The 17,767-nt window shown below is 69.1% G+C and carries 16 protein-coding genes; 2 read left to right on the top strand and 14 right to left on the bottom strand.

All coding sequences use genetic code 11. The features are described from left to right. The coding region (locus E5198_RS12590; protein WP_136490344.1) for a penicillin acylase family protein at positions 1-673 on the bottom strand (673 nt) is incomplete at its 3' end. Positions 674-931: 258 nt separating this feature from the next. Between E5198_RS12590 and E5198_RS12585 the strand changes: the two genes are divergently transcribed. Continuing rightward, positions 932-1,987 (top strand): TRAP transporter substrate-binding protein, encoded by a 1,056-nt coding sequence (locus E5198_RS12585; protein WP_372239882.1) that lies wholly within the window; start codon positions 932-934, stop codon positions 1,985-1,987. Positions 1,988-2,077: 90 nt separating this feature from the next. Here the strand turns inward: E5198_RS12585 and E5198_RS12580 are convergent, their stop codons facing one another. The 13 genes from E5198_RS12580 to E5198_RS12520 all read right to left on the bottom strand — a co-directional run bounded on the left by E5198_RS12580 (position 2,078) and on the right by E5198_RS12520 (position 16,220). Continuing rightward, a complete protein-coding gene (locus E5198_RS12580) occupies positions 2,078-2,827 on the bottom strand; it encodes an ABC transporter ATP-binding protein (RefSeq protein ID WP_256659086.1) in 750 nt (249 codons plus the stop codon). After that, positions 2,827-3,585, bottom strand: a complete 759-nt coding sequence (locus E5198_RS12575) for an ABC transporter ATP-binding protein (protein ID WP_136490339.1) — start codon at positions 3,583-3,585, stop codon at positions 2,827-2,829. Before E5198_RS12575 ends, E5198_RS12580 begins: the two co-directional genes overlap by 1 nt. Further along, positions 3,582-4,613, bottom strand: coding sequence for a branched-chain amino acid ABC transporter permease (locus E5198_RS12570; RefSeq protein ID WP_136490338.1), 1,032 nt, complete (start codon positions 4,611-4,613; stop codon positions 3,582-3,584). The genes E5198_RS12575 and E5198_RS12570 overlap by 4 nt, the downstream gene beginning before the upstream one ends. Positions 4,614-4,626: 13 nt before the next feature. Next, positions 4,627-5,487: a branched-chain amino acid ABC transporter permease gene (locus tag E5198_RS12565; protein WP_136490337.1), complete on the bottom strand. Its 861-nt coding sequence runs from the start codon at positions 5,485-5,487 to the stop codon at positions 4,627-4,629. Between the two features lie 123 nt (positions 5,488-5,610). After that, complete coding sequence (locus E5198_RS12560; protein ID WP_136490336.1) at positions 5,611-6,834, bottom strand: ABC transporter substrate-binding protein; 1,224 nt, start codon at positions 6,832-6,834, stop codon at positions 5,611-5,613. A 254-nt stretch (positions 6,835-7,088) separates the two neighbouring features. Continuing rightward, entirely contained in the window at positions 7,089-8,354 is a 1,266-nt protein-coding gene (locus E5198_RS12555) for an OprD family porin (RefSeq protein ID WP_136490335.1), read from the bottom strand. Between the two features lie 427 nt (positions 8,355-8,781). Further along, positions 8,782-10,116 carry an MFS transporter gene (locus E5198_RS12550; RefSeq protein ID WP_136490334.1) on the bottom strand — a complete coding sequence of 445 codons (1,335 nt, stop codon included), beginning with the start codon at positions 10,114-10,116 and terminating at the stop codon, positions 8,782-8,784. 78 nt (positions 10,117-10,194) lie between these two features. Next, the gene (locus tag E5198_RS12545; RefSeq protein ID WP_136490333.1) at positions 10,195-10,974 is read right to left on the bottom strand and encodes a 1,6-dihydroxycyclohexa-2,4-diene-1-carboxylate dehydrogenase; all 780 of its coding nucleotides are present in this window, start codon (positions 10,972-10,974) and stop codon (positions 10,195-10,197) included. Between the two features lie 63 nt (positions 10,975-11,037). Beyond that, on the bottom strand, positions 11,038-12,048 hold the full coding sequence (gene benC / locus E5198_RS12540; protein WP_136490332.1) for a benzoate 1,2-dioxygenase electron transfer component BenC: 1,011 nt from the start codon (positions 12,046-12,048) through the stop codon (positions 11,038-11,040). A 104-nt stretch (positions 12,049-12,152) separates the two neighbouring features. Then, complete coding sequence (gene benB, locus E5198_RS12535; RefSeq protein WP_136490331.1) at positions 12,153-12,641, bottom strand: benzoate 1,2-dioxygenase small subunit; 489 nt, start codon at positions 12,639-12,641, stop codon at positions 12,153-12,155. Further along, entirely contained in the window at positions 12,638-14,002 is a 1,365-nt protein-coding gene (gene benA, locus E5198_RS12530; protein WP_136490330.1) for a benzoate 1,2-dioxygenase large subunit, read from the bottom strand. The genes benB and benA overlap by 4 nt, the downstream gene beginning before the upstream one ends. Positions 14,003-14,207: 205 nt before the next feature. Further along, positions 14,208-15,161, bottom strand: a complete 954-nt coding sequence (locus tag E5198_RS12525) for an AraC family transcriptional regulator (protein ID WP_136490329.1) — start codon at positions 15,159-15,161, stop codon at positions 14,208-14,210. A 210-nt stretch (positions 15,162-15,371) separates the two neighbouring features. Further along, the gene (locus E5198_RS12520) at positions 15,372-16,220 is read right to left on the bottom strand and encodes an IclR family transcriptional regulator C-terminal domain-containing protein (RefSeq protein WP_136490328.1); all 849 of its coding nucleotides are present in this window, start codon (positions 16,218-16,220) and stop codon (positions 15,372-15,374) included. Positions 16,221-16,451: 231 nt separating this feature from the next. On the opposite strand from E5198_RS12520, the gene E5198_RS12515 reads away from it, so the two are divergent. Further along, a complete protein-coding gene (locus E5198_RS12515) occupies positions 16,452-17,705 on the top strand; it encodes an MFS transporter (RefSeq protein WP_136490341.1) in 1,254 nt (417 codons plus the stop codon). Positions 17,706-17,767 lie beyond the last annotated feature (62 nt).

Here is a 17,767-nt window from a genome sequence, read left to right as displayed (position 1 = left end):
CGTGCAGGCCGCGCCAGTCGGCGCCGGCCAGCGCCGGCGCGGGACCGGCCGCGGCGCCGGCGAGGCCGAAGATGTCCAGGTAGCCGGCGCCGAGCCGGTCGCGGATATGAGTCAGCAGCGGCTCGCTGCGCAGGGCGGCGGCGAAGCTGTAGGCCATGTAGCCGATCACCGCGAAGCTGTCCTCGGCGCTGAACGGCCGCGGGCGGATGCCGAGCAGGTCGAACTCCAGCGGCAGGGCGCGGCTGGCCTGGTAGTGGTTGATGCCGGCGAGGTAGGCCTGCAGCGCTTGCCAGGCCGGCGCCGTCTTGTCCTCGGCGGCGGCCATGGCGGCGGCCCGCTCGCCCAGGCGCAAGGTGCGGAACAGGCGGTCGGTGTCGACCAGCCCGGCGCCGAGCACCTCGGCCAGCTCGCCGCGCGCCAGACGGCGCAGCAGCTCCATCTGGAACAGCCGCTCCTGGGCGTGCAGGTAGCCCAGCGCGCGGTACAGGTCGGCCTCGTTCTGCGCACGGACGTGCGGCACGCCCTGGGCGTCGAAGCGCACCGCCACCGGCGCGGCGAGGCCGGGCAACGCCAGCTCGCCGGCGCGCTGCGGCCGCTGCTCGTTCAGGTAGAAGCTGCCGCCGGTCGCGCCCAGCACCAGCAGCCCGCTCAGGGCGGCCAGGACGCGGCGCAGGCGGCGGCGCGGGGGGGACGGCTGGGCATTCGACACGGCGGGACTCCGGCAACCAAAGGGCGGCCATTCTACGCCCTCGGGCGCCGGCGCAACGCCAGCGGAAGACCGCCGGCCGAGCGCCGGGCTTGCCCGCACTTTGTGTGCGCCTATCGCCCACAAGCCGCCGGCGCCGATTGTCCGCCGCCCGGCCGCCGCCCAGCATAGGCCGCGGACCGCAGCCCGCGGACCGTCCAAGCCCGAACAACAACAAGGACAGTCATGGTGAAACCACTACGCACCACCCTCGCCGCGCTCTGCATGGGCGCCAGCCTGACGGCGCTCGCCGCCCAGGAGACCAAGGTCACCCTCAAGGTGCACCACTTCATGCCGCACGATTCCTTCACCCAGCGCGAGTTCATCCAGCCCTGGGCCGACAGGATCAGCCAGGAGTCCGGCGGGCGCATCCGCTTCCACTTCTTCCCGGCGATGCAGCTCGGCGGCAAGCCGGCGCAACTGCTCGACCAGGCGCGCGACGGCACCGCGGACATCGTCTGGGCGCTGCCCGGCTACGCCAGCGGCCGCTACCCGCTGACCGGGGTGTTCGAGCTGCCGTTCATGAACCGCTCCGCCGAGGCCGGCAGCCAGGCGCTGTGGGACTTCCTGCAGGCCCACGGCCAGCGCGAGTACCAGGGCGTCCACCTGCTCGCCACCCACCTCACCGACAGCGTGCTGCTGCACACCCGCAAGCAGCCGATCCGCAGCATGGCCGACTTCGCCGGCCTGCGCCTGCGCACCGCCAACCCGGTGCAGAGCCGGCTGATCGAGCTGTTCGGCGGCGCGCCGCAGGCCATGCCGATCAATCCGGTGCCGGCGGCGCTGGCCCGCGGCCTGCTCGACGGCGCCGCAGTGCCGTGGGACGTGGTCACCTCGGTGAAGCTGCAGGAGCGGGTCCAGCACCACACCGAGACGGCCGAGGGCATGCCCAAGCTGATGCACGCGGCGCTGGTGCTGGCGATGAACCAGGCGCGCTACGACAGCCTGCCGGAGGACCTGCGCAGGATCATCGACGCCAACAGCGGGCGGGCGCTGTCGGCGCATGCCGGCCGCCTGTGGGATACCCGGGTGGTGGACACCGGCCGCGAGCTGGCCCGCGCGCGCGGCAACCAGATCCACTTCCTCACCGCCGAGGAGCAGCAGCGCTGGATGGACGCGGCGCGCAGCCTGGACGGCGAGTGGGTGAGCGAGCTGGAGCGCCAGGGCTACCGCGACGGCGCCGGCCTGCTCCGGGAAGCGCGCCAGCGGGTCAGCCAGTACAGCGGCCAGGCGGTGCGCTGAAACGATGCAGCGGCCGGCGCAGGTTCCGCCTGCGTCGGCCGCCGGGGGACGCCGCTCCGGCTCCCGCACGCGGGAAGCGGAGCGGATGCTTCACAGGCCGATATGCTCCTGGAGCAGCTCCGGCCGCTGCTTGAGCTCCCTGCTCAGCCCGTCGTAGACCACCCGGCCCTTGACCATGATCATGCTGCGCTCGGTCAGGTCGAGCAGCACGCCGACGTTCTTGTCGACCACCAGGGTGGCGATGCCGCTGTCCTTGATCGCGCGGATCACCTGCCAGATCTCCTTGCGGATCAGCGGCGCCAGGCCTTCGGTGGCCTCGTCGAGGATCATCAGCTCGGGGTTGGTCATCAGCGCGCGGCCGATGGCGACCATCTGCTGCTCGCCGCCGGACAGGTTGCCGGTCAGGTGGCCGTAGCGCTCGGTCAGGCGCGGGAAGGTCGCCAGCACGCGCTCCAGGGTCCAGTCGCGGCGGCCGTCGACGCCGGGCCGCGCGGCCATCACCAGGCTCTCGCGCACGGTGAGGTTGGGGAACATGCCGCGTCCCTCGGGGACGAAGCCGATGCCGCGGCGGATGATCCGGCAGGTCGGCTGGCCGGTCACCAGCTCGCCGCGGATGCGCACCTCGCCGCGCCGTGGCGCGGTGAGGCCGAGGATCGAGCGGATGGTGGTGCTCTTGCCCATGCCGTTGCGGCCGAGCAGCGCCAGGGTCTCGCCCGGCGCGATGTGCAGGTCGACGCCGTGCAGGACGTGGCTGTTGCCGTAGTAGGTGTGCAGTCCGCGGGCCTCGACCAGCGGGGTGGCCGCCTCGACGCGGGTGGTCATTGCCGTTGCTGCGCTCATCAGAAGTTCTCCTCGCCGTCGCCCAGATAGGCTTCCTGTACCGCCGGGTCGTTGCGCACCGCATCCAGCGGGCCGCTGGCCAGCATCTGGCCGTTGACCATCACGGTGAGCTTGTGGGCGATGCTGAACACCGCGTCCATGTCGTGCTCGACCAGCACCAGCGAGTACTCCTTCGACAGCCTGGCGAGCAGCTCGACCACCCGGCTCGACTCGTCCTTGCCCATCCCCGCCATCGGCTCGTCGAGCAGCAGGAAGCTCGGCTCGGTGGCCAGCACCATGCCGATCTCCAGCTGGCGCTGCTCGCCGTAGCTCATGGTGCCGGCGATGCGCTCGCGCTTGGCGGACAGCCCGCACAGCTCCAGGCCCCGCTCGGCGCGCTCGCGCACCGCCGCGTAGCTCTCGCTGCGGCGGAAGAAGCGGAACGAGTTCTTCAGCCGCGACTGCGCCGCCAGCCAGCAGTTGTCCAGGCAGGTGAAGGTCGGGAAGATGTTGGTGCGCTGGAAGCTGCGGCCCATGCCCAGGTGCGAGATGCGCTGCGGCGGTGTGCCGGTGATGTCCTGGCCCCTGAACAGGATCTGCCCGTCGCAGGGCGGCAGGTGCCCGGACAGCAGGTTGACCATGGTGCTCTTGCCGGCGCCGTTGGGGCCGATGATGGCGTGAACCTCGCGCTCGCCGACCTGCAGGTTGACGCCGTTGACCGCGGTGAGACCGCCGAAGGTCTTGGTCAGGCCGCGGGTTTCCAGAATGATCGCGCTCATCGTGCTGCCTCCTCTTGCACCTTGCCGGCCGCGGCAGCGGCCTTGTCGTTCGCTGGCTTGCGTTCGCACAGCTGCAGCAGCAGCCCGGCGATGCCGCGCGGCAGCAGCAGCACCATGCCGATCACCACCAGGCCCATCAGCAGCTCCCAGTGCGGGGTCAGCGCGGCGAAGCCGTAATGCAGGCCCTCGAAGGCGAAGGCGCCGAGGATGGCGCCGAACAGGCTGCCCATGCCGCCGAGGATGACCATCACCAGGGCGTGCGCCGACAGTTCCCAGCCGACCTGGCTGGGGCTGACGAAGCCGTACTGGGTGGCCGACAGCATGCCGGCGTAGCCGGCCAGGGTGCCGGCGATGACGAAGGCGGCGAGCTTGTAGTACAGCGGGTTGTAGCCCATGGCGCGGATGCGCGACTCGTTCTCGCGGATGCCCAGCAGCACCTGGCCGAAGGGCGCGCGCAGGAAGGTGCGCAGCAGCAGGAACACCCCGACCAGCGAGGCCAGCGCCACGTAGAACAGGGTCTGGCGGTTGTCCAGGTCGAGCAGCTGCACGCCGGCGATGCTCACCGCGGGCTTCATGAACAGGTAGGCGCCGTCCGAGCCGCCGGCGAAGGCGCTGTCGTGGAACAGGTAGTAGAGCATCTGCGAGAAGGCGATGGTCGCCATGATGAAGAAGATCCCCGAGGTGCGGATGATCAGCAGGCCCATGACCAGCGCGGCCAGGGCACTGACGCCCAGGCACACCGGCAGAGCGACCCAGATGCTGATCGCCTCGTACTCGGGGGCGACCAGCACCAGGGTGTAGCCGGCGATGCCGAAGAACGCCGCCTGGGCCAGGCTGACCATGCCGCCGATGCCGACCAGCAGGTCGAGGCTCAGCGCGACTATGGCGAGGATCATGATGCTGGTGAGCTTCTGCAGGTAGAAGTCGTGCTGCTCGCCGGCCAAGGTCGCGCCCAGCAGCGGATAGAGGGCCAGCAGCAGGGTGCCGAGCGCCAGCAGCAGGCGGATCGGCGTGGGCAGGATACGCATGTCGAAACTCTCCTCAGGCGAACAGGCCGCGCGGCTTGAACAGCAGCACCGCGGCCATCAGCACGTAGACCACCATGCCGGCGAAGTCGGGCACCAGCACGGCGCCCCAGGTGGCGGTCAGGCCGACCAGCAGGGCGCCGAGGAAGGCGCCGCGGATCGAGCCCAGCCCGCCGATCACCACCACCACGAAGGCGATGATCAGCACCTGGTTGCCCATCCCCGGGTACACCGAGGACAGCGGCGCGGCGATCATCCCGGCGAAGGCGGTCAGCGCCGCGCCGGCGGCGAACACCAGGGTGTAGATGCGGCGGATGTCGATGCCCAGGCCCTGGACCATCTCGCGGTTGCTGGCGCCGCCGCGGATGATCATCCCTAAGCGGGTGCGCTGCAGGATCAGGTACATGGCCAGGGCGATCAGGCCGCACAGCGCCGAGACGAACAGCCGGTACACCGGGTAGTCGAGGGTGTCGGTGAGGGCGATGGAGCCGGACAGGAACGCCGGGATCGCCACGCTGTGCACGTCGTTGCCCCAGAGGATGCCCTGCAGGGCGTCGAACACCAGGATCAGGCCGAAGGTCAGCAGCACCTGGTCGAGGTGGTTGCGCTTGTACAGCGCCTGCATCAGGAAGCGCTCGATGAGCACGCCGATGCCGACCGCCAGCGGGATGGCCAGGAGGATGGCGAGGAACAGCTGGCCGACCAGCGCGGTCAGCCACCAGGCCAGGTAGGCGCCGACCATGTACAGCGCGCCGTGGGCCAGGTTGATGATGTGCATGATGCCGAAGATCAGGGTCAGGCCGCTGGCGATGAGGAACAGCAGCAGCCCGTACTGCAGACCGTTCATGGTCTGGATGAGGATGTTGGCGAAGTCCATGGGATAGCGATCCACGCGATGCAATGCGGGAGGCCCGGACGCCGGCGGCCAGGGGACAGGAGCCGCCGGCGCCCGGGGGCGAACACCGGCGTCCCGGGCGCCGACCGCCCGGGACGCGGTCACTCAGCGCTTGGCGACCTGCTCGAGCTTGCAGCCCGGCGCCGGGTCGCTGAGCGCGGCGCTGGCGACGTCGACCACCACGTTGGCGCCGTTGCGCACCTCGCGCAGGTAGACGTTCTGCACCGGGTTGTGCGCCTTGGAGAAGGTCCACTCGCCGCGCGGGCTGGCGATGCGCGCGTTCTCCATGGCCTGGATCCAGGCGGCGCGGTCCCCGGTGTTGCCGGCCACCGCGGCCAGCGACTGGGCGAGCAGCAGGCCGGTGTCGTAGCCCTGCACCGCGTAGAGGTCGGCCTCCTTGCCGAACTGCTGCTTGTAGTCGCCGCGGAACTTGGCGTTCTGCTCGGTCTCCAGCGAGTCGGCGTAGTGCAGGGTGGTCAGCAGGCCCTCGGCGGCCTGGCCCTGGGCGGCGAGGGTGCCCTCGGTGAGGAAGCCCGAGCCGAGCAGCGGGATCTTGCCCTTGAGGCCGGCCGCGGCGTAGTCCTGGACGAACTTGGCGGCGCCGCCGCCGGCGAAGAACACGAACACCGCATCGGGCTTGAGCGCGGCGATCTCGGTCAGCTGCGACTGGAACTCGACCTCGGGGAACGGCAGGTAGATTTCCTTGGTCACCTTGCCGCCGGCCTGCTCGAAGCCTTCCTTGAAGCCGTCCACCGACTCGGTGCCGAAGCCGTAGCGCCAGGCCACGGTGACGATGTTCTTGTAGCCCTTGGCGGCAGCGATCTTGCCCATCGGGAAGGCGGTCTGCCAGGAGGTGAACGAGGTGCGGAAGACGTTGGCCGCGCACAGCTGGCCGGTGGCGGCGTTGAAGCCGGCGTTGGGGATGATCAGCGGCACGCCGGTCTCGCGGGCGACCTTGACCGCGCCCATGCCGACGCCCGAGTGCACCGGGCCGATCACCACGTCGACCTTGGCGCCGGACACCAGCTTCTGCATGTTCTGCACCGCCTTGCCCGGGTCGGCCTCGCTGTCGACCACCACGAACTCGACCTCGCGGCCGCCGAGCTTGCCGCCCTGCTGCTCGATGGCCAGCTTGAGGCCGTTGTGGGTGGCCTCGCCGAGGGCGGCGAAGGTGCCGGTGAACGGCAGCAGGATGCCGACCTTGACCGGCTCGGCGGCCTGGGCGAGGCCGGCGAGTGCCGTGGTCAGCGCCAGGGTCAGGGCACGGGTGGCAAACAGCTTGCGCGGGGAAGTTGCGCGGATCGGAAATGCTTTCTTGTTGTTGTGCATTGCGTTCTCCAGAACCAGCCAGATGACAGTGGATGAAACTACCTTCAATGAATCAGTTGTCTTTCTATTCCTTGCGGCAACTCGAGATGAAACTTCAAATTGTCTTTCTGCGGACGCGACCCTGCCTTATTCCGCAAACCGGCCAGTTGCCGGGCGAAACTTCAAACAAGGCCATTCGTGTTCCAGGCTAAAAAGGCCCGCCTTGCGGCGGGCAAGCCCCGTAAAACTCGTTAGTGCGCCGGACCGGCGCCGAATCAGAAGATCGCCAGGTTGTAGCTGATGATCAGCCGGTTCTCGTCGATGCTGGCGCGATAGTTGGAACGCGCGGTGACGTTGCGCACGCGCACGCTGACGTTCTTCAGCGGACCGCTCTGCACGGTGTAGCCGAGATCCAGGTCGCGCTCCCAGTCCTTGCCTTCCTCGGCGGTGCCGGTGTCGACGTTGTCGCCCTTCACGTAGCGCACGGTGCTGACCAGGCCCGGAATGCCCAGGGCGGCGAAGTCGTAGTCGTAGCGCGCCTGCCAGGAACGCTCGTCGGTGGAGGCGAAGTCGAAGGTCGGCAGCTCGTTGGCCAGCGGCGTCACGTTGCCGAAGATGCGCACCATGCCGTGGTCGCCGGACAGGTTCTGGTAGCCGACCTGGAAGGTGTGGCCGCCGCGCTTGGCCGACAGCATGGTGTAGAAGGTCTGGTTGTCGATGGCGCCGGCCAGCTCGTCGCCGTCCTCGCTGGAGTCGAAGTAGCCGAGGTTGGCGCCCAGGGTCCAGCTGCCCACCGGCTCGCTGTGCTTGAGGCTGAAGAAGCGCTGGTTGTAGACGTCCTCCAGCTGGGCGTACCAGGCGCCCACGCTGGTGCGGTTCTGGTTGAAGGCGTAGTCGGCGCCGGCGTAGTTGAAGCGGTCGCTGGTCACCGCCAGCACCGCGCGGCGGCCGATCCACGGCGACATCGGGCCGTCGCCGGCCTCGTCGCGCTGGCTCATCGAGCGCATCTGGCCGCCCTGCAGGGTCAGCCCGGCGAACTCCTGGGAGACGATGCTGGCGCCCTGGAAGGTCGGCGGCAGCAGGCGGATGTCGGAGAACACCAGCACCGGCAGGTTGGGCTGCAGCTCGCCGACCTTCAGCTCGGTCTTCGACAGCCGGACCTTGAGCGCCGCGCCGGCGCGGCTGTACTCGTCGGCCGGCTCGCCGTCCTGCTGGCGCGGCATCAGGCCGGTGCCCAGCGCGCCGGCGCGGTCCGCGCTGCCGTCGAGCTTGATGCCGAGCAGGCCGATGGCGTCGACGCCGAAGCCGACCGGGCCCGGGGTGTAGCCGGACTTGACGTTGAGGATGAAGCCCTGGGCCCACTCCTCCTGCTTGGACTGGGCGGCGGCCGGCACGTCGCGGAAGTCGCGGCTGAAGTAGTAGTTGCGCGCCGTCAGGGTCGCGGTGGAGTCCTCGACGAAGCCGCCGGCGACTGCCAGGGTCGGCAGGGCCAGGCCGCTGCAGGCCATCACCAGGAGGGGAAACTCTGCTTTCTTCTTCATGTGCTCACTCTTTTTATTATTGGGATTCTATTGCCGGTAAACACCGCCGCCACGCAACGACCGGACAGGCGATGCCACTTCGGCGCAATGCCGAAAAGACCTTGTTCAAGCCATTTCCGAATCGACAACTCGCGGACAATCAATGCCGCGCCACCCTGAAGATAACGCGCAACAACTTGCGATCAATCTTCTATCTTTTCCCGAATAACACAACATCGCTGCGACTTATCTGTGCGCTAATCGCACACTTGCCAACTACCGGGAAATAGCGAATTGAAAACTGACGCGCGGAATACGGGCAGCAGAAATCCTTTCCGGGCAATTGCCCGGAAAGCACTCCACGACAGGTATCCGCGGTTGCGCGTCGTCTCCCGTCCTGTCCGGCCAGCGGCCGGGCGGCGCGGATCGCGCCACCCGGCACTGCCGGTCAGACGGCCGGATCGGCCAGGCGCGCCGCCGCCGGCTCGCGGCCAGCGAGGGAGAAGACCACCATGGCGATCGCGGCGATGGCGCCGGGGATGGCGAAGGCCATGAAGTTGAGCTGCAGCGGCAGGTTGATGCCGAGCAGCGCGCCGCCCAGCAGCGGGCCGACGATGGCGCCGTTGCGGCCGATGCCCGAGGCCCAGCCGAGGCCGGTGGAGCGGATCGACAGGCCATAGAACTGCGCGGCCAGGGCGTAGAGCAGGATCTGCGTGCCGATGGTGGTGGCGCCGGCCACGGCGATCAGCCCGTAGAGCACCGGCGTCGGGCTCTTGAAGCCGAGCAGGCTGATCGACACCGCGGCGATCACGAAGAAGGCGATCAGCACGCGCGGCAGGTTCATGCGGTCGCCCAGCCAGCCGCCGAAGATGGCGCCGAACACCGAGCCGCAGTTGAGCGCGACCAGGAACGACAGGCTCGAGCCCAGGCTGTAGCCGGCGTTGGCCATCAGCTTGGGCAGCCAGGAGCTCAGCGCGTAGACCATCAGCAGGCAGCAGAAGAACGCCACCCAGATCGACAGGGTGCGCACCGCGCGGCCCTCGCGGAACAGCTCCAGCGCGGCGACGCCCTTGCCCTTGACGTCGGTCATTTCCAGCACGTCGTCGCCTTGCAGCTTGCGCGCCGGATCGACGCGCTCGAGCAGCGCGCGGGCTTCGGCGCTGCGGCCCTGGCGCACCAGGAAGCCGACCGACTCGGGCAGGAACAGCATGATCACCGGCAGCAGCAGCAGCGGCACGGCGGCGGCGAAGAACATCGCCTGCCAGCCGAAGGCCGGCAGCATGTAGATGCCGATGCCGGCGGAGAGCATGCCGCCCACCGCATAGCCGCTGAACATGATGGCGACCAGGGTGCTGCGCAGGCGCTTGGGCGCGTACTCGTTCATCAGCGCCACCGCGTTGGGCATCAGCCCGCCGCAGCCGAGGCCGGCGACGAAGCGCAGGATGCCGAACTCGGTCGGTCCGCTGGCGAAGCCGTTGAGCACGGTGGCGCCGCTGAACAGCACGAAGCAGATGGCGATGCCCTTCTTGCGGCCGATCTTGTCGGCCAGGGTGCCGAAGGCCAGGGCGCCGAACATCATGCCGAACAGCGCGTAGCTGCCCAGTGCGCCGGCCTGCAGCGGGGTCAGCCCCCACTCCTTCATCAGCACCGGCAGCACCACACCGTAGATGAACAGGTCGTAGCCGTCGAAGATGAGCAGCAGGGCGCACAGGCACATCACCATCCAGTGGAAGCGGGTGAAGGGCGCGTTGTCGATGATCTGGTGGACGTCGATCTTTTTCATGGCTTTTCTCTTGTTCTTATTTGCAGCACGGAAAAAACCCGCTGCGGGCGGCCGCAGCGGGTGGGGGGAGGATCGCGATCAGCCGAGGTCGCCACCACCGACCGGCAGGGTCACGCCGGTGATGTAGGAGGCCTCGTCGGAGGCGAGGAACAGGATCGCCGCGGCCTGCTCGTCGATGCTGCCGTAGCGCTTCATCAGGCTGCTGTCGATGGTCTGGTCGACGATCTGCTGGTACCAGACCTTCTCCTGCTCGCTCTGCTCGGCGGCGTTGCGCGGGATGCGCCGCGGCGGCGCCTCGGTGCCGCCCGGCGCGGTGGCGTTGACGCGGATGCCGCGCTCGGCGTTCTCGAAGGCCAGGCAGGCGGTCAGCGCGTTGACGCCGCCCTTGGCCGCGCCGTAGGGCACCCGGTTGACGCCACGGGTGGCCACCGAGGAGACGTTGACGATGGCGCCGCTGCCCTGCTCGAGCATCTGCGGCAGCGCCGCGTGGCAGCACCACAGGGTGGGGAACAGCGAGCGGCGCACTTCGGCCTCGATCTCGTGCTCCTGGTAGTGCTCGAACGGCTTGGCCCAGATGGTGCCGCCGACGTTGTTGATGAGGATGTCGAGGCGACCGAAGCGCTCCACCGCGGCGGCCATCACCCGCCGGCAGTCGGCGGCCTGCTCGAGGTCGGCGGTGAGGGTCAGCACCTCGGCGCTGCCCCCCAGTTCGTCGGCCAGTTCGTGGACCAGTTCGGAGCGGTCGACCAGCAGCAGGCGGCCGCCTTCGGCGGCCATCCGCTCGGCCACCCGGCGACCGATGCCCTGGGCGACGCCGGTGATCACCGCCACCTTCTGTTCAAATCGTTTCGTGTGCATGGCATGGCATCCGTGAAAAAAATAGCCCGTGCGGCTCGGCCGGACCACGGGCCCAAGGGACTGTCAGGCACTGGCCGCGAACTTCTCGTAGTAGAAGTTCGCCGGCTGGATTCCGCGCTGGCGCAGATCCTGGTTGACCGCCTCGACCATCGGCGGCGGACCGCAGAGGTAGATGTCGACGTCGCCGTCGTTCAGCTGGCCCGGCGCGATGTGCTGGGTCACGTAGCCCTTGTTGGGGTACGCGCTGTCCGGACTGGCCACGCAGGCGCCGTAGGTGAAGTTGGGCAGGCGTCGGGCGAAGGCCTCCAGCTTGTCCAGCTCGACCAGGTCGAAGTCGTTGGTGACGCCGTAGATCAGGTGCACCGGCTGCTCGCTGGCAGCGGCCTCGAGCTTCTCGAGCATGGCCAGGAACGGCGCCAGGCCGGTGCCGCCGGCCAGCAGCAGCAGCGGACGCTGTACCTCGCGCAGATAGAAGCTGCCCAGCGGACCGGTCATGGTCATCAGGTCGCCGGCCTTGGCCGCGCCGGTGAGGTAGCCGCTCATCAGCCCGCCCGGCACGTTGCGGATCAGGAACGACACCTTGCCGTCCTGCGGCATCGAGCTGAACGAGTAGGCGCGGGTCTGCTCGCTGCCCGGCACCTGCAGGTTGACGTACTGGCCGGGCAGGAACGCCAGCTTGCCCAGCTCGTCGCCCTCGACGGTCAGGCTGAGGGTGCTGTCGGACAGCGCACGCACCTCGCGGATCGCCGCGCGGAAGCTGCCCTGCTTGATGCGGCAGGCGCTGGAGGACATCGGCACGCGCACCACGCAGTCGCTCTGCGCGCGCATCTGGCAGGTCAGCGCCAGGCCCTGGGCGGCCTCCTCGGCGCTGAGGGCGTCGTCGATGAAGTCCTCGCCGAGTTCGTACTTGCCGGACTCGACCTGGCACTTGCAGGCGCCGCAGGCGCCGACCCGGCAGTCCAGCGGAATGTTGATGCCCTGGCGGTAGGCGGCGTCGGCCACGGTTTCGCTGGCGTTGGCGTCGATGAAGCGGGTGACCCCGTCTTCGAAATTCAGTGCGATCTTGTGCGACATGCTGCACCTCGCTTGGAGCGGTATTCCGCGCCGGCCTCGGCCGTGCGCGCACGCAGGTTGCTGCCGAGCGCTGCGGGCCGCGAGGGCGGCCCGCGCGCTTCTCCTTAGATGTGGTAGATGTCCATCACGTGGCGGACGTAGTCGTTCTTCAGCACCACCTTCTTCTCCTTGACCAGCGGGTTCGGGCCGCGGGTGTCGAGGGTGTAGAAACTGGTGCCGTAGTACTGGTCCACGGTCTTGTAGCGGAAGCTCAGGGTGTGCCAGTTGAAGCGCACCTTGCAGTAGCCCTCGCCCTGCTCGACGATCTCGATGTTGTTGATGTTGTGCGAGGTGCGGGTGTCCGGGATGCTCGCGCTGGAACGCTCGGTACGGATGCGGAAGATGCGGTCTTCCAGGCCGGCGCGGCGGCCGTACCAGATCAGCGAGATTTCCTTCTGCGGATCCTCGGTCAGCTGGTCGTTGTCGTCCCAGGCCGGCACCCAGAAGCTGGCGTCCTCGGCGTACAGCTCGAGCCAGCTGTCCCAGTCCTTGTCGTCGAGGAAGCGGGCTTCCTGGTAGAGGAAATCGCGTACGGCTTCGTAGGAGATGCTCATTGCCCGGCCTCCACGTGGATCAGGTTCTGTTGTTCTTGTTCGACGGCTTTCTGCATGGTGGCCAGCCAGTGACGGTGCTGGACCACGAACAGGCCTTCGTCCTCGGCGCGCGCACCGCTGAGCAGCGGCTTGAGCTGGATTTCCCTGGCGGCCTCGTCGGCGCCCTCGATCCAGTGCTTGGCCCCGCGGGACATGTCGTTCCACGGCGCGGCGCGGCCGTTGAAGCCTTCCTGGCAGGCGCGGAATTCCTCGAGGTCGTCCGGGGTGGCCATGCCGCTGACGTTGAAAAAGTCCTCGTACTGGCGGATGCGGTGGGCGCGGGCCTCGGCGCTCTCGCCCTTGGGCGCGATGCAGTAGATGGTGACTTCGGTCTTGTCGACGGCGATCGGCCGGGCGATGCGCAGCTGCGAGCTGAACTGGTCCATCAGGTACAGGTTCGGGTACAGGCACAGGTTGCGCGAGTTCTGGATCATCCAGTCGGCGCGGGCCTGGCCGACGTCCGCGGCCAGCTGCTCGCGGCGCTCGTACAGCGGACGGTCTTCCGGGTTGTCCCAGCGGGTCCACAGCAGCAGGTGGCCATTCTCGAAGGAGTAGAAGCCGCCGCCCTTCTTGGCCCAGCCGCCGGCGCTCATGGCGCGGATGTCGTCGCCGGCATCCTTTTCCTTGCGGTTGCCCTGGGTGGCCGCGTAGTTCCAGTGGGTGGCGGTGACGTGGTAGCCGTCGGCGCCGTTCTCGGCCTGCAGCTTCCAGTTGCCCTCGAACACGTAGGTGCTCGAGCCACGCAGCACTTCCAGGCCTTCCGGCGACTGGTCGACGATCATGTCGATGATCTTCGCCGACTCGCCGAGGTGCTCGACCAGCGGCACCACGTCGGCGTTCAGGCTGCCGAACAGGAAACCGCGGTACGACTCGAAGCGGGCGATCTTCTTCAGGTCGTGGGAGCCGCTGCAGTTGAAGCTGTCCGGGTAGCCGGCCTCGATCGGATCCTTGACCTTGAGCAGCTTGCCGTTGGTGTCGAAGGTCCAGCCGTGGAACGGGCAGGTGTAGGTGGCCTTGTTGCCGCTCTTGAAGCGGCACAGGGTGGCGCCGCGGTGGCTGCAGGCGTTGATGAAGGCGTTGAGTTCGCCGGCGCGGTTGCGGGCGATGAACACGGGCTGACGGCCCATGGTCACGGTGTAGTAGTCGTTCTTCTCGGGAATCTGGCTCTCGTGCGCCAGGTAGATCCAGTTGCCTTCGAAGATGTGCTTCATCTCCATCTCGAACAGCACCGGATCGGTGAACATCTCCCGCTTGCAGCGGTAGATGCCCTTTTCCTGGTCTTCTTCCAGCAGGGAATTCAGGTACTCGGGTCCCACGGACATGTCTGCGCTCTCCGTTGTTGTTTTTGTACTGTGGAGTGCAGGCTAAGCCCCGGCGGGTCGGGGCAATATCCGCTTTCTGCATGATCGCTATCCGCTTTCTGCACGGCGTGCGGGAAACGGACGGCGGCGGGCCGCGCAGGGCGGCGCAGCAGCAGGAGGACGGGAGGAGGACGCGGCGGGCAGGCACCCGCCGCGGGACGGGGACTCAGTTGCGGCGGCGCAGGGTGTCGGAGGGCAGCTCGCCGAAGGTGCTCTTGTAGCACTCGGAGAAGCGGCCGAGGTGCAGGAAGCCGTAGTCGAGGGCGATCTCGGTGACGTTGCGCACCGCGGCACGCGGGTCGCTCAGCCGCGCGTGGATCTGCTCCAGCTTGCGCTGGCGGATGAAGTGCTTGGGCGTGGTGCCGGCATGGCGGTCGAACAGCGCGTACAGCGAGCGCTGGCTCATGTGCGCCAGCTCGGCCAGTTGCTCGAGGGTGATGTCCTGCTTGAGGTTGCGCTCGATGAACTCGACCAGCCGCTCGAACGACGGGCAGCCGGCCGCGATCGGCTCGCGGCTGACGTTGCTGCCGGGCAGGCCGAGCAGCTTGCTGGCGATGATCTTGGCGTAGTGCTCCTGCACCTGGGGGATGCTCTGCTCGGCCTCGGCCTCCTGGCAGACCAGGCTCAGCAGGTTGATGAAGCCGTCGAGCTGCTCGAGGCGATGGCGCGGGGTGAAGCGCACGCCCGCGCCGCCGTGGTGCCACTGGTTCTCGCTGCAGGCCTTGTCGAGGAAGGTGGCCGGCAGCTTGACGATGAACTTCTCGCAGTCGTCCGAGTAGGTCAGGTCGACCGGATCGTCGGGATTGATCAGCAGCAGCTCGCCGGGGGTGAAGTAGTGCTCCTCGCCGCGCCCGCGCCACAGGCAGTGGCCGCGCAGGAGGATCTGCAGGTGATAGAGGGTCTCCAGCGCCGGCGAGGTGACCTGCACGCGGCTGCCGTAGCTGATCTGGCACAGGTCCAGACTGCCGAAGGCACGGTGGTTGAGACTCGCCTCGGGGTGACCGCTGCGCGGCAGGCAGATGCGGTGGGAACCGACATGCTGGTTGACGTAGTCCGACACCGCATGGGGATCGGCCTGGGCGAAAACCAGACTCTTCTCGTTCAGCAGACGACAGTCCATGGCTCACGGTGCTCTTGTAGTTTTTATGGTGACGCTGGGCGGTTGGGACCACGGGGCCGCCCTTGATTCTGCATTGATCCACAAGCCGGCCGCGGCGACAACCACCACGGAGGTCGCATGGCGTCGCGCGCGACGACCGGCAAAGACCGCGCGCACACTAAGGGATTGCCCGGGCGCCGGACAGAGCCGCGGGCGGTAATCGCCCACTTTTCAGCGCAGCAGCTGCGCGCCCAGCTCGCGGCTGGCCGCCTGCAGGGCTGGCAGGTAGCGGCCCTCCAGCTCGGCGCGGGACACCCGCGAGGCATGGCCGCTGACGCTCATCGCCGCCAGCACCCGGCCCTCGCCGTCGTGCACCGGCACGGCGATCGAGCGCAGCCCGGCCTCCAGCTCCTGGTCGATGAAGCACCAGCCCTGCGCGCGCACCTCGGCCAGCCGTTCGCGCAGCGCCTGCGGCTCGCACAGGGTGCGGCTGGTGCGCGCCGCCAGGGTGGCGCCGGCCAGGTACTCGTCCAGGCAGGCCTCGTCCAGCGCGGCGAGCAGCACCTGGCCCAGCGAGGTGCAGTAGGCCGGCAGGCGGGTGCCGACGCGGATCTCCACCGACAGGAAGCGCTGCGCGGTGGCGGTGCAGGCCAGGTAGAGCACCTCGCTGCCCTCCAGGGTGGCCAGGCTGCAGGCCTCGCGCAGCTGCTCGCTGAGGCGGTCAAGGAACGGCTGGGCGCTGACCGCCAGCGGCGTCGACGACAGGTAGGCGTGGCCGAGGGTGAGCACCTTGGGCAGCAGCGCGTAGGTGCGCCCGTCGTCGCTGCCGACGTAGCCGAGCCGGGCCAGGGTGAGCAGGCAGCGGCGCACCGCGGCGCGCGGGATGCCGGTGCGGTGGCTGATCTGCGCGATGGTCAGCTGGCGCTTGCGCTCGTGGAAGGCGTCGATCACCGCCAGGCCGCGCGCCAGCGAGGTCATGAAGGTCGGATCGCCGCCCAGCTCCTCGATGCGCTGCGCCGCGGACGGCGGCGGCGACGGGGCCGGCGCGCAAGGGCTGGCGGGGGGTGCAGGCTCGCTCATGGCAGGTTCTCGGTGTCGTTGTCCGGCCCCTCCCTGGGGCGTTGCGCGGAGTATCGACCGAGACTCCGCCCGCTCGCAATCGCCGCCGGCGCGACGGCGCCGCTCTGCAGCGCGCCCTGGCGGGCCTGCCGGGCGATCCGGGGGACAAAACCCGCCGGCGCCGCTAAGCTGTGGCGCCGACACATCCGGTTGCGATTCCTTCCCGTGAGCAGTTCCCCCGCCGCCGGCGCCATGCGCTGGCCCCATGCCGTGCGCGCCCTGCGCCACCGCAACTACCGCCTGTACTTCACCGGCCACCTGGTGTCGATCCTCGGCAACTGGATCCAGCAGGTGGCACTGGCCTGGCTGGTCTACCGGCTGACCGGCTCGGCCGCCCTGCTCGGCCTGACCAGCTTCCTCAGCCTGCTGCCGCAGCTGCTGCTCGGCCCGCTGATCGGCGCCTGGATCGACCGCCGCGACAAGCGCCGCCTGCTGATCGCCAGCCAGGCGGCGCTCGCCGTGCAGGCCGCTCTGCTCGCCGCGCTGACCGCACTGGAATGGATCGGCCCGGCGCTGCTGGTGGCGATGGCCGCGCTGCTCGGCGTGCTCGGCGCCTTCGACACGCCGCTGCGCCAGGCGCTGATGAGCAGCTTCGTCGGCGACCGCGACGACCTGCCCAACGCCCTGGCGCTCAACGCCATGCTGGTCAACGCCTCGCGCTTCCTCGGCCCGCCGCTGGCCGGCCTGCTGCTCGGCCTGACCGGCGAGGCGCTGTGCTTCGCCCTCAACGCGCTGTCCTTCCTCGCCCTGCTGATCGGCCTGCTGCGCATGCGCATCGACGCCCCGCCGCCGGCACGCGGCTCGATGGGTGCGGTGTTCCGCCAGGGCCTCGACTACGTGCTCGGCCAGGCCACGGTGCGCCAGCTGATGCTCGGCGTGATGGTGGTCAACTTCGCCGCCTCCTGCTACGCGGTGCTGCTGCCGGTGTTCGCCAAGGACGTGTTCGCCGGCGACGCCGCCACCCTCGGCTGGCTGTGGGGCGCCGCCGGCGGCGGCGCCCTGCTCGGCTCGCTGCTGCTCGCCAGCCGCCGTTCCACCGCCGGTCAGGTGCAGTTGATCCTCGCCGCCAGCGCGCTGAGCGCCTGCGCCCTGCTGGTGTTCGCCGCCAGCACCGTCCTGCCGCTGGCGCTGGCCGCCATGGCCGTGCTGGGCTTCGGCCTGACCTGCGCCAACGTCGGCACCAACATCCTCATCCAGGGCCTGGCCCCGGACGCGCTGCGCGGCCGCGTGGTGTCCTTCTACATCGCCTGCCGCTTCGGCTTCGAGGCGCTCGGCGGGCTGTGCGCCGGCCTGCTCGCCACCCGCCTCGGCGCCCCCGCCACCCTGGCCGGTGCCGGCGCCCTGCTGTTCGCCTGGTGCCTGTGGCTGCTGCCGCGGCATGCGGCGCTGGGCCGCGCGGTGGGCGCAGCGCAGAAGTCCGCCGAAGAGGAGCGCGCCGCTTCCTGACGGATGGCGCGGCACGCGCGCGCAGGCCCGCCCGCAGCGGCTATATTCGGTTGATCCCCTGC

Source organism: Pseudomonas sp. A-1, from assembly GCF_004801855.1.
Taxonomy (GTDB): Bacteria; Pseudomonadota; Gammaproteobacteria; order Pseudomonadales; family Pseudomonadaceae; genus Geopseudomonas.
Note: the sequence above shows the minus strand (reverse complement) of the source record. Positions and strands in the feature narration are given on the sequence as shown.

What these genes read in the sequence shown, in the direction of transcription:
- E5198_RS12585 (WP_372239882.1), top strand. Translation starts at nt 932, where the DNA reads ATGGTGAAACCACTACGCACCACCCTCGCCGCGCTCTGCATGGGCGCC.
- E5198_RS12580 (WP_256659086.1), bottom strand. Translation starts at nt 2,827, where the DNA reads ATGAGCGCAGCAACGGCAATGACCACCCGCGTCGAGGCGGCCACCCCG.
- E5198_RS12575 (WP_136490339.1), bottom strand. Translation starts at nt 3,585, where the DNA reads ATGAGCGCGATCATTCTGGAAACCCGCGGCCTGACCAAGACCTTCGGC.
- E5198_RS12570 (WP_136490338.1), bottom strand. Translation starts at nt 4,613, where the DNA reads ATGCGTATCCTGCCCACGCCGATCCGCCTGCTGCTGGCGCTCGGCACC.
- E5198_RS12565 (WP_136490337.1), bottom strand. Translation starts at nt 5,487, where the DNA reads ATGGACTTCGCCAACATCCTCATCCAGACCATGAACGGTCTGCAGTAC.
- E5198_RS12560 (WP_136490336.1), bottom strand. Translation starts at nt 6,834, where the DNA reads ATGCACAACAACAAGAAAGCATTTCCGATCCGCGCAACTTCCCCGCGC.
- E5198_RS12555 (WP_136490335.1), bottom strand. Translation starts at nt 8,354, where the DNA reads ATGAAGAAGAAAGCAGAGTTTCCCCTCCTGGTGATGGCCTGCAGCGGC.
- E5198_RS12550 (WP_136490334.1), bottom strand. Translation starts at nt 10,116, where the DNA reads ATGAAAAAGATCGACGTCCACCAGATCATCGACAACGCGCCCTTCACC.
- E5198_RS12545 (WP_136490333.1), bottom strand. Translation starts at nt 10,974, where the DNA reads ATGCACACGAAACGATTTGAACAGAAGGTGGCGGTGATCACCGGCGTC.
- benC (WP_136490332.1), bottom strand. Translation starts at nt 12,048, where the DNA reads ATGTCGCACAAGATCGCACTGAATTTCGAAGACGGGGTCACCCGCTTC.
- benB (WP_136490331.1), bottom strand. Translation starts at nt 12,641, where the DNA reads ATGAGCATCTCCTACGAAGCCGTACGCGATTTCCTCTACCAGGAAGCC.
- benA (WP_136490330.1), bottom strand. Translation starts at nt 14,002, where the DNA reads ATGTCCGTGGGACCCGAGTACCTGAATTCCCTGCTGGAAGAAGACCAG.
- E5198_RS12525 (WP_136490329.1), bottom strand. Translation starts at nt 15,161, where the DNA reads ATGGACTGTCGTCTGCTGAACGAGAAGAGTCTGGTTTTCGCCCAGGCC.
- E5198_RS12520 (WP_136490328.1), bottom strand. Translation starts at nt 16,220, where the DNA reads ATGAGCGAGCCTGCACCCCCCGCCAGCCCTTGCGCGCCGGCCCCGTCG.
- E5198_RS12515 (WP_136490341.1), top strand. Translation starts at nt 16,452, where the DNA reads ATGCGCTGGCCCCATGCCGTGCGCGCCCTGCGCCACCGCAACTACCGC.